The sequence below is a fragment of the Thermocrispum sp. genome (assembly GCF_002919275.1).
In the GTDB taxonomy this organism is placed as follows: domain Bacteria; phylum Actinomycetota; class Actinomycetes; order Mycobacteriales; family Pseudonocardiaceae; genus Thermocrispum; species Thermocrispum agreste.
This window is the reverse complement of sequence record NZ_PKFA01000046.1, coordinates 56,632-65,794: the sequence shown is the minus strand read 5'-3', so window position 1 is coordinate 65,794 and position 9,163 is coordinate 56,632. Positions and strand designations below refer to the sequence as shown.

Annotated in this window: 8 protein-coding genes; 4 read left to right on the top strand and 4 right to left on the bottom strand. The window is 69.3% G+C overall.

Going from position 1 to position 9,163, the window contains the following annotated elements; translation table 11 throughout:
- Positions 1 to 585 (bottom strand): transglycosylase family protein (locus CXP56_RS10665; RefSeq protein WP_286900974.1); only part of this gene is annotated, 585 nt, incomplete at its 3' end.
- Positions 586 to 840: 255 nt separating this feature from the next.
- On the opposite strand from CXP56_RS10665, the gene CXP56_RS10660 reads away from it, so the two are divergent.
- The 4 genes from CXP56_RS10660 (at position 841) to CXP56_RS10645 (ending at position 6,565) form a co-directional block, all read left to right on the top strand.
- The gene (locus CXP56_RS10660; RefSeq protein ID WP_028845947.1) at positions 841 to 2,259 is read left to right on the top strand and encodes an MFS transporter; all 1,419 of its coding nucleotides are present in this window, start codon (positions 841 to 843) and stop codon (positions 2,257 to 2,259) included.
- Between the two features lie 380 nt (positions 2,260 to 2,639).
- On the top strand, positions 2,640 to 2,990 hold the full coding sequence (locus CXP56_RS10655) for an RNA polymerase-binding protein RbpA (protein ID WP_028845946.1): 351 nt from the start codon (positions 2,640 to 2,642) through the stop codon (positions 2,988 to 2,990).
- Between the two features lie 123 nt (positions 2,991 to 3,113).
- Positions 3,114 to 5,543 (top strand): bifunctional hydrogenobyrinic acid a,c-diamide synthase/histidinol phosphate aminotransferase CobBC, encoded by a 2,430-nt coding sequence (gene cobBC, locus CXP56_RS10650; RefSeq protein WP_028845945.1) that lies wholly within the window; start codon positions 3,114 to 3,116, stop codon positions 5,541 to 5,543.
- Positions 5,540 to 6,565, top strand: a complete 1,026-nt coding sequence (locus CXP56_RS10645; protein ID WP_028845944.1) for a cobalamin biosynthesis protein — start codon at positions 5,540 to 5,542, stop codon at positions 6,563 to 6,565. Before cobBC ends, CXP56_RS10645 begins: the two co-directional genes overlap by 4 nt.
- Here the strand turns inward: CXP56_RS10645 and CXP56_RS10640 are convergent.
- The 3 genes from CXP56_RS10640 to CXP56_RS10630 form a co-directional block, all read right to left on the bottom strand.
- On the bottom strand, positions 6,498 to 7,877 hold the full coding sequence (locus CXP56_RS10640) for a hypothetical protein (RefSeq protein ID WP_286900973.1): 1,380 nt from the start codon (positions 7,875 to 7,877) through the stop codon (positions 6,498 to 6,500). The two genes, CXP56_RS10645 and CXP56_RS10640, sit on opposite strands and share 68 nt — an antisense overlap.
- Before the next feature lie 89 nt (positions 7,878 to 7,966).
- Entirely contained in the window at positions 7,967 to 8,497 is a 531-nt protein-coding gene (locus CXP56_RS10635; protein ID WP_028845942.1) for a DUF3558 family protein, read from the bottom strand.
- Between the two features lie 66 nt (positions 8,498 to 8,563).
- Positions 8,564 to 9,148, bottom strand: coding sequence for a DUF3558 domain-containing protein (locus CXP56_RS10630; RefSeq protein ID WP_286900971.1), 585 nt, complete (start codon positions 9,146 to 9,148; stop codon positions 8,564 to 8,566).
- Between the last annotated feature and the right edge of the window lie 15 nt (positions 9,149 to 9,163).

The window sequence follows — 9,163 nt, the reverse complement described above, 5'->3', positions numbered from 1 at the left end:
CTGGAAGTCGTAGCCGAACTTGTTCATCCGCAGCTGGAACTTCCGCAGATGCGGCGAACAATCACCGAAGGCGTAGACCACCCCCGGCCATTTCGGCATGGTCGCCGGCCCGGTACCCGGCCGGGACGGCTTCGGCCTGCTCGGCTTCACGCTCGAGCCCCCGATGTAGGCGGCTTCGGCATACGTCGGTTTGATCTTGCTTCGCGCCGAGCGGTCCTCCTTGAGGTTCAAGAAGTTCGGGCGGGCGCATTCCCACGGTTGCCAGCCGCGCATCCGGTACAGGTACAGCGCGCGGTAGTCCTGTTCCCGCGGGCTGGCCTGATGCGGGTAGCCCTTGCCGCCGACGCTGCGCCACGTGGGCAGATCGAACTGGTACGCACCGTAGTAGCCGGTGCCGGTGTTGATCGTGTAGCGGTTGCTCGACTCGCACATGCGCAGCTTCGCCCAGTCCGCACGCGGCGGGTCGGCTGCTGCCGGGGGCGCCGTCCCGGTCACCGCAGGCACGGCCGTCCAGCTGGCCACGGCACAGGCCACCACCGCCACCCTGGCGACCCAACGCTGTACCGTAACCCTCTCAAGCCACATGAAAAGCACCGTAAACAACGGGCGCACCATTCACAAGCGCACCAGAAAACACAACAGAATCACATGACCCTTCCGGGTTAGGCGGTAGCGACACGCGGTTGCAGCCGATTTGTCACCTGTTCCGGTGGTGAGGCCAGTAGCCTCCGGCATGATCAGCCGGGTCGTCGCCCAGTGCCGGGTGCGTGGCGGCGCGACTGCGCCGGCGGAACAGCCGGCGAACACACAACGACAGACAGCGAAACAGATCGAGGTGGTATGACGACCGATCAGCTCGGCCCCGTCCCGGCGCCGGACGCCGCGGCCCGTCGCCGCGAACGGCGTGGCTGGTACTTCTACGACTGGGCCAATTCGACGTTCTACACCTCGGTGATCACCGTGTTCGGTGCGGCCTACGTCGGCTCGGTGGCCGCCGAGGCGGCTCGCACCGATCCGGCCAACGGGCCGAACGCCTGCGGTGGTCCCGAACTGGTCGCCAAGCTCGTCGACTGCGACATCTCGTTGCTCGGGCTCCGCTTCCCGGCGGGCGCCCTGTGGGGCTACCTGATCGGCGTCGCCACTGTCGTGCAGGTCTTCATCATGCCCATCGCCGGGGCGATCGCGGACCGCAGCCAGTCCAAGCGGCCGTTGCTGGCCACGGCCGCCTTCACCGGCGCAGGCGCCACTTGCCTGCTCGTTTTCGTGGCCGGAACCAACTGGCAGCTCGCCGTGCCGCTGTACATCGTTGCGCAGATCGGCTACGGCGTGTCGATCGTCGTCTACTACGCATTCCTGGCCGAGATCGCCGCCCCCGACGAGCGTGACGAGGTGTCGGCCCGCGGCTGGGCCTTCGGCTTCCTCGGCGGCGGCGTCGCACTGGCCGTGCAACTGGGCATCTACCTCGGCCACGAGGCGCTCGGGCTCACCGAGGGCCAGGCGGTGCGCGCCTGCTTCCTGTTGTCCGGCCTGTGGTGGGCGGGATTCACCGTCATCCCGCTGCGCCGGTTGCGGGACCGGCGGCGGCCACGTCCCGTCGAGCCTGGCGTCGGCGTGATCCGAGCCGGGTTCCGTGAGCTGGCAGACACCTTGCGCGAGGCCCGCGCCTTCCCGTTGACGCTCGGTTTCCTGGGCGCCTACCTGGTCTTCAACGACGGTGTGCAGACCGTCGTGACCACTTCGGCCCAGTACGGCAAGGAGGAGTTGCAGTTTTCCCAGGACACCCTGATCGCCACCATCCTGATGGTGCAGTTCGTCGCGTTCGTCGGCGGCTGGCTGCACGGCGTGGTGGCGCGCAGGCTCGGCGCCAAGCGCACCATCATGGGCAGCCTGGCGCTGTGGATCGGCGTCATCGTCGCCGCCTATTTCCTCGAGCCGCGCCAGGAGGTCCCGTTCTACCTGGTCGGTGCGGGCATCGGGCTCGTGCTCGGCGGCACCGTGGCGCTGGCGCGTTCGCTGTACAGCCAGATGATCCCGGCGGGCAAGGAAGCCCAGTACTTCTCGCTGTACGAGATCAGCGAGCGCGGCACCGCATGGCTGGGTCCGGTGCTGTTCTCCGCGATCGGGTCGGCGACCGGGTCGTTCCGGCCCGCCATCCTGGCGCTGATCGTGTTCTTCGTGGCCGGCATCGGTTTGGTGGCACTGGTGCCCGCGCGGCGGGCGATCGTCGCGGCGGGCAACACCCCGCCCAGCAAGCTGTGACGGGACGACCATCCGGGTGAACGCCGACGATGAACGCTGCGCAACCGCGCCCACACGTTACGCAGCGTGATGTTCGTCATGCACGATCGCGTACGCCGTGGCGACCGCACGCACCAAGTAACACCGTGAGGCGCACCGGCGATGCGCAGAATGCACCGTTCGAGGGAAATCCCCACGTCGGCGGGCTCCTTGCGTCACGTCACGCCACCATCCGACTCGCACTGGAGCAAGCTGTCCAGCAGTACGGGTCGCAAAGAACGTGGAATAACGACGGGCCGATCCGGGAATCCTGACGACCCGCCGTTCGTTGCATAGTGTGAGCAAGATCCGGGGTACGGAGTGGGGGCCGGCCCCGTTGCGCAGCAGAGAGGGAATGCACCATGGCCGATCGGGTTCTCCGTGGCAGCAGGCTGGTATCGGTGAGTTACGAGACCGACCGCAACCACGACCTGGCGCCTCGACGCAGCGTCCGGTACGCGTGCCCGAAGAACCACGAGTTCGAGGTGCCGTTCGCGGACGAGGCCGAGATTCCGGCGACGTGGGAGTGCCGCCTGCACGGCACCGAGTCGGAACTCGTCAACGGTGGGCAGCGGGAGCAGAAGAAGACCAAGCCGGCGCGCACGCACTGGGACATGCTGCTGGAGCGCCGGACCATCCCCGAGCTGGAGGAGCTGCTCAACGAGCGGCTGGAAGAGCTGCGCAAGCGTCGTTCTTCGTCGCGGTCGGCGTGACCGGCCTGCGGTAGACGACGTCACGGACCGAAAGCCCCGCGGCGGCCTCCCCCGACCGCGGGGCTTTCCGTGTGCCCGGACGCACCGCCCGCACAGCCGGGCGCGTCTGCCACGCTGATCGTGATGAAGCTTCCCCGCGTTTGCTTGGCAGCCCCGGCCACCGGCCAGGGAAAGACCACGTTGGCCGTCGGCCTGATGGCCGCCCTGTCTCGGCAGGGACTCGTCGTCTCCGGGCACAAGGTCGGACCCGACTACATCGACCCCGGCTATCACGCGCTGGCCACCGGGCGCCCGGGACGCAACCTGGATCCGTTCCTGGTCGGTGAATCGTCGATCGGGCCGCTGCTCGCGCACGGGGCCCGGGGTGCGGACATCGCCGTCGTCGAGGGCGTCATGGGGCTGTTCGACGGCCAGGTGGGCGGTGCGGGATTCGCGTCCACGGCCCACGTGGCGGCACTGACCCGCACACCGATCGTTCTCGTCGTGGACATCTCCACCGCCTCCCGCAGCATCGGCGCTGTGGTGCACGGCATGCGTACCTTCCAGCCGGATCTGATGGTGGCGGGCGTGGTACTCAACAAGGCGGGCTCTCCCCGGCACGCCGCCGAGACGGCCGCGGCGGTGGAATCCACCGGTGTTCCCGTGCTGGGGGTGCTGTATCAGGACGAGAAGCTGCGGGTCCCGTCTCGGCACCTGGGCCTGGTTCCGGCCGCCGAACGCGCACAGGCCGCCGCGGCGCTGGACGCCCTTGCCGAGCAGATCGCCGAGCACGTCGACTTGCAGGCAGTACGTGATCTCGCCCAGAGCGCCCCTGATCTGGACGTCGCGGCATGGGACCCGGCTGACCACGTCCGAGCTGCTGGTGACGGCGCCCCTGTCGTCGCGGTGGCGGCGGGTCGGGCCTTCACCTTCCGCTATGCCGAGACGACCGAACTGCTGGAAGCCGCTGGGTGCACGGTCTCCACGTTCGATCCGTCCCGTGACCGGCACTTGCCCTCGGGGACGTGTGGCTTGTACCTGGGCGGCGGCTTTCCCGAAGTTCATGCTGCGGCGCTCGCCGAGAACGCGAGCTTGCGTGCCGAACTGCGCCAGGCGGTGCTGGACGGTGTTCCGACCGTGGCCGAGTGCGCCGGCCTGCTGTATCTGTGCCGAAGCCTGGACGGGAAGCCGATGGTCGGTGCCCTCGAGGCGGACGCCGTCATGACAGGAGGGTTGACCCTGGCCTACCACCGGGCGGAATTCGGGTCGGATCATCTGCTCGGCACCGCGGGCACACCCGCGACTGCGCACGAGTTCCACAGCACCGTGATCACACCCGCGCACGGTGATCAGCCGATGTGGCGTGTCGGCGGGCGTCCTGCCGGTTTCGCCCGGCCGACGCTGGCAGCCTCCTACCTGCACGTCCACTGGGCGGGACATCCGGACCAGGCGCAGCACTTCGCCGATGCGGTCCACGCCGCGCACAGCACTCACGCCGCATCGCCCGCTCCCCCGGTCGCATCGCCCGCTCCCCCACTGTCTGCCTCGTCGGCCTCCGCCGGTGTGGACGCGCTGCGTCACCATGGTGACGCCGAGATCGCGAACGGCATGGCCGACTTCGCGGTCAATGTCAGCCATCTGCCCCGCCCCGGCTGGCTCGAGCAGGCGCTGCGCGCCGGCGTAGCGGAATCGACCAGCTACCCCGATGCCCATCGGGCACGCGCGGCCGTTGCCCGGCGGCATGGCCGCGAAATCGCCGAGGTCCTGCTGACGGCGGGCGCGGCCGAAGCCTTCTGGCTGGTTGCCCGAGCCCGGTCCTGGAAATGCCCGGTCGTGGTGCACCCGCAGTTCACCGAACCGGACGTCGCCCTGCGCGCCGCCGGCCACCGTGTCCTGCACGTCATGTGCCGTCCGGACGACGAATTCCGGCTTGATCCGGCGGCGGTCCCGGACGAAGCCGATCTTGTCGTCGTCGGCAATCCGACCAACCCCACGGGGCGCCTGCACGCACGGGACACGCTGCTGTCGCTGATCCGCCCCGGACGGGTGCTGGTCGTGGACGAAGCATTCATGGATTTCGTCCCGCACGAACGAGAAACACTTGTTTCCCACCGGCTTCCCGGAGTCCTGGTGATCCGAAGCCTCACCAAGATGTGGTCGATGCCGGGGATCCGTGCCGGATACCTCGCCGGGGACCCGGACGTGCTGTCCGACCTGAGGGACCACCAGCCGCCGTGGCCGGTGAGCAGCCCGGCTCTGGCCGCGATCGTCGCCACGAGCACGTCCCGGGCTCGCGGCGAGCAAGAGCGGCGGGTGCAGCAGATCGTGCGTGATCGCCGCGTCCTGACCGACGGACTGGCCGATCTCGGCATCACGACCGTCGAATCGGCCGCGCCGTTCGTGCTCGCCAAGGTCGGCGCCGGGATGCACGCACGTCTGCGGACCGCCGGGTTCGCCGTGCGACGGGCCGACACGTTCCCGGGCTTGGACGACACCTGGGTACGGATCGCCGTGCGCGGCCGCGACATGACCGAGCGCTTGCTGGACGCAGTGGCCGAAGGGGGTGGGGAGTGATCGGGCGCCGGCGGCAGAAGCGTGCGGCGACAGCCATGGGGCTGGCGCTCGGGTTCGTCCTCGACCGGCTGCTCGGCGACCCGGCCTGCTACCACCCGGTCGCCGGGTTCGGCCGATACGCGCGTGCCGTGGAGTCCCGGATGTACCGGGACGACCGAGCCGCAGGTGCGCTCTACGTCGGCGCCGTCGTCGCTCCCGTCGTCGGCGCCGCCGTGATCGCTCACCGAGCTACGCGCACACCCCTGTCACAGGCCCTGCTCACCGCCGCGACGACCTGGACCGTGTTGGGGGGCCGGTCGCTGGTGCGTGAAGGGGAGATCATTGCCGGTCACCTGCAGGCCGGTGACCTGGCCGCCGCCCGTGCGCGGGTGACACACCTTGTCGGACGCGACCCGCATCGGCTCGACGAGCGGGGCGTCAGCCGTGCCGTCGTCGAGTCGCTGGCGGAGAACACCTCGGACGCCGTGGTCGCCCCGCTGCTGTGGGGAGCAGTGCTCGGTGTTCCCGGCCTGGTCGGCTATCGCTCGATCAACACGCTCGACGCCATGGTCGGTTACCGCAGCGCCCGCTACCGGCGTTTCGGCTGGGCGAGCGCGCGGGCCGACGACATCGCCAATCTCGTCCCCTCCCGGGTGGCTGCTGCGCTCGCTGCACTGCTGGCCCCGCTGGTCGGCGGTCGAGGCACGGAGGCGTGGCACGCGTGGCGTCGCGACGGCCGGAGGCACCCAAGCCCGAATGCCGGCGTCGTCGAGGCGGCTTTTGCGGGCGCGCTCGGCGTCACGCTCGGCGGGACCAACCACTATCAGGGACGCGCGGAGCACCGCGCCACGCTGGGAAACGGACCCGTCCCGCGGACCGACGACATCCGCCGGGCAACCCGGCTTGCCACGATGGTCGCCTGGGCAGCAGCCGGAGTCAGCGTGGCGCTCGCAGGCTTCGCCCGCGCGGCTCGCGTCAGCTCTCGCCGAGGAAGTTGTCCGGCAGCTTCTTGCTCGACGGTCCGGCCTCGGCCGCCGGCTTGACCGGCCATCGCAGTACGACCTGGCTCCGCAGCTCGGCGCCCCGGCCGGCGGTCACGGCGTGCCAGACGAACGCGAGAGCGACCATGGCCAGCGACACGGCGAGAGTGGTCTGCGCATGCGGCACGAACCGGCCGAACGTCTCCGAACCCGCTCCGATGGCATCCCACGTCACCAGCTGATCCGTGCCGAGAAGATACAACCCGCTCGCGAACATCGAGCCGATTCCGGCGACGAACGCCAAGCACTGGGCGAGGAAGATCGGCTGCCGCTCGGAGTACTTCAGCAGCAGCCCGGCGGGTGGCCGCGCGGCCGCCGGGTTCTCCAAGGCGTGCCAGAGCATCCGCTTCTCCTCGCGCTGCAAGGCGGCATCGACCAGATACCCGATCGCCATGGCGGCCACGCCCAGCGTCATGGCGGCCCAGACGATCCAGATGAGGACGTCCAGTCCGGCTTCGACGGCGTCGATGTGCTGCACCCTGGTCTCACTCGTCGCGGTCCGCGCTCCCGGGTGAGCGACGAACTCCCACAGATGCAACAGCGCGTAGGCGAGAGCGAACAAGATGATCCCGGCGAGCTCCCAGCGCCCAGCCCTGCGCTTCCTCTCCGCCAGTTCCGGCGGATATCCGCGACCATCACCGTCGTCCGCGGGGACCGGAACGGCGCGTTGCGCGGCGGCGTCCCTGACGCGCTCCGTCCAGTGCGCCCTCATCACCCGCTGCCGGTCGAAGTAGCCCGGCAGCCAGGTCATGGCGATCACCATCGGCAGCGCGGCAATCCCCGCGAACGCGTAGATGGGCCAGATCTCGTCCAGGTCGTAACCGGAGAACGTCATCCCGAGGGCGATCAGCAGCCACAGGCCGCCGAAGACGCCGGACGAGACACGAGCGGATCGAAACGGGCGTTCGTCGTCCACGAGTTCTGCCTGGCTCGGGTGGGGCACAGCAATCATGGACGCGCCGTCGACGATGGCCCGCGCCAGGGCGCGTGACGTCAGCAGCTGTTGCAGGCCGGACAAGAAGCCGGCCACGACCCAGACGACCAGGACGAGCCCGACCCCCGGCACTGCCGACGCCAAGGCCAGCTTGGTGACGTCGTCACCGAGATCACCGAGCAGGCCTTCGTCGGCGAGCAACCCGAGCGCGATCAGCAACAGCAACGATCCCCAGATGCCGGCCCGGAACGGCTTGACCGCGTGCAACGCGGCATTGACCAGCTCCCCGAACACACTCACCGGGTACACACGCCAGTGCGGTTCTGCGGTGTTGCCGAAGCGGCCGAACTCAGCGAACGACGATCCTTGTGCGGTTGACATCGCGCGTCAGGCTATCCGGCCGGGTGCAGTTCGTCGGGCCGATCGCCGGCATGTCACCCGACTCGGCCATCGAACCTACCCGCCGGCCCTCAGCCGGCCTTGAGCTGCTCCACCGCAGCACCCAGCAAGTCCTCACCCAGGTCGCACTGTTTCTCACCGGTGCCGAAGTCGCGCACCTGAAGTTCGAGATAGGCCTTCGGCCCGGCCTCCACGTACACGTTGCACGTCTCGGTGTTCGGGAACCAGGCCGTCACCGACGGGTACCCGCCGAGCGTGCCCGATTCCGACGACCGGTACTTCGAGTCGCTGGCCACGTCGGCCGACTCCAGGCTTTCGTCGACCAGGCTCAGCGCGAGGATCCCGTCCTCCCGCCATTCACAGCCGTCGATGCCACCCATGAACGTGAGCGGTTCTCCCGGGTCGGTGAACCCGGCCGCAGACAGCTTCTCCTTCGGCAACAGGTCGCATACCTTGTCGCCCCGGTACGCGCTGACGTCCAGCGGCGACCGTTCGCTCGCCTGGCCGTCCCCGCTCTGGCCTTCCGGACCGTCGTCGCACCCGGCGAGCAGCGCGAGCCCGGCGAGCGTGATCGCGACCTTTGCCAGGTGACCGTACCTCACGTAGTGCTCCTTTCCCGCTGAGGGCGCGCCCGTGTCACCCCACCGCGAGCGCGCTGTATGGGCCGGCTAGCCGTTGGCCAACTTCTCGACGACGGCTTCGGACAGGTCCTCGGCCACGTCGCAGGGATCCTTCTGCCCGTCCGGATCGGTGACGGCCACGGTGAAGGACGCCGTGTCCGACACGCCCACGAACACGCTGCACGCGGCCGTGGGTGACTTCTGCGGCGTGGTGGTCACACTCGGGTAGCCGGCGATCTCGCCCGGTTCGAACGCGTCGAACCTGCCATCCGCCCGCATCTGGTAGACCGCGTCCAGGCCCTTGTTCTCGTGCAAGGTCAGCGACACCGTGCCGGTGTCCCACATGCAGACGCCGAAGTCGTTCTCGGTGCCGGCGTCGGTGATACCGAGCTCGGCCAGCGCCTCCTCGGGCATCAGCGAACACTTGCTGCGTGCGGCCTGGGCGATGTCGAGCGGCTTGTCCACCTTGGGCGCCTGCCCGGGTTGCTGCGCAGGCGCCTGCGGACCGGCCGACGGCTGTGCGCCGGACGCCTGGTCGTCGTTCTGCGGCGGGTCCTCGTCGCTGCACCCGGCGAGCAGGCCGAGACAGGCGACTGCGGCGATCGCGACGGTGATCGGGGAACGCCAGGACAATTCGACTCCCTACCT

Bases quoted from the DNA above. Each gene is read 5' to 3' on its own strand.
- CXP56_RS10655 (WP_028845946.1), top strand. From the start codon at position 2,640: ATGGCCGATCGGGTTCTCCGTGGCAGCAGGCTGGTATCGGTGAGTTAC.
- cobBC (WP_028845945.1), top strand. From the start codon at position 3,114: ATGAAGCTTCCCCGCGTTTGCTTGGCAGCCCCGGCCACCGGCCAGGGA.
- CXP56_RS10640 (WP_286900973.1), bottom strand. From the start codon at position 7,877: ATGTCAACCGCACAAGGATCGTCGTTCGCTGAGTTCGGCCGCTTCGGC.
- CXP56_RS10660 (WP_028845947.1), top strand. From the start codon at position 841: ATGACGACCGATCAGCTCGGCCCCGTCCCGGCGCCGGACGCCGCGGCC.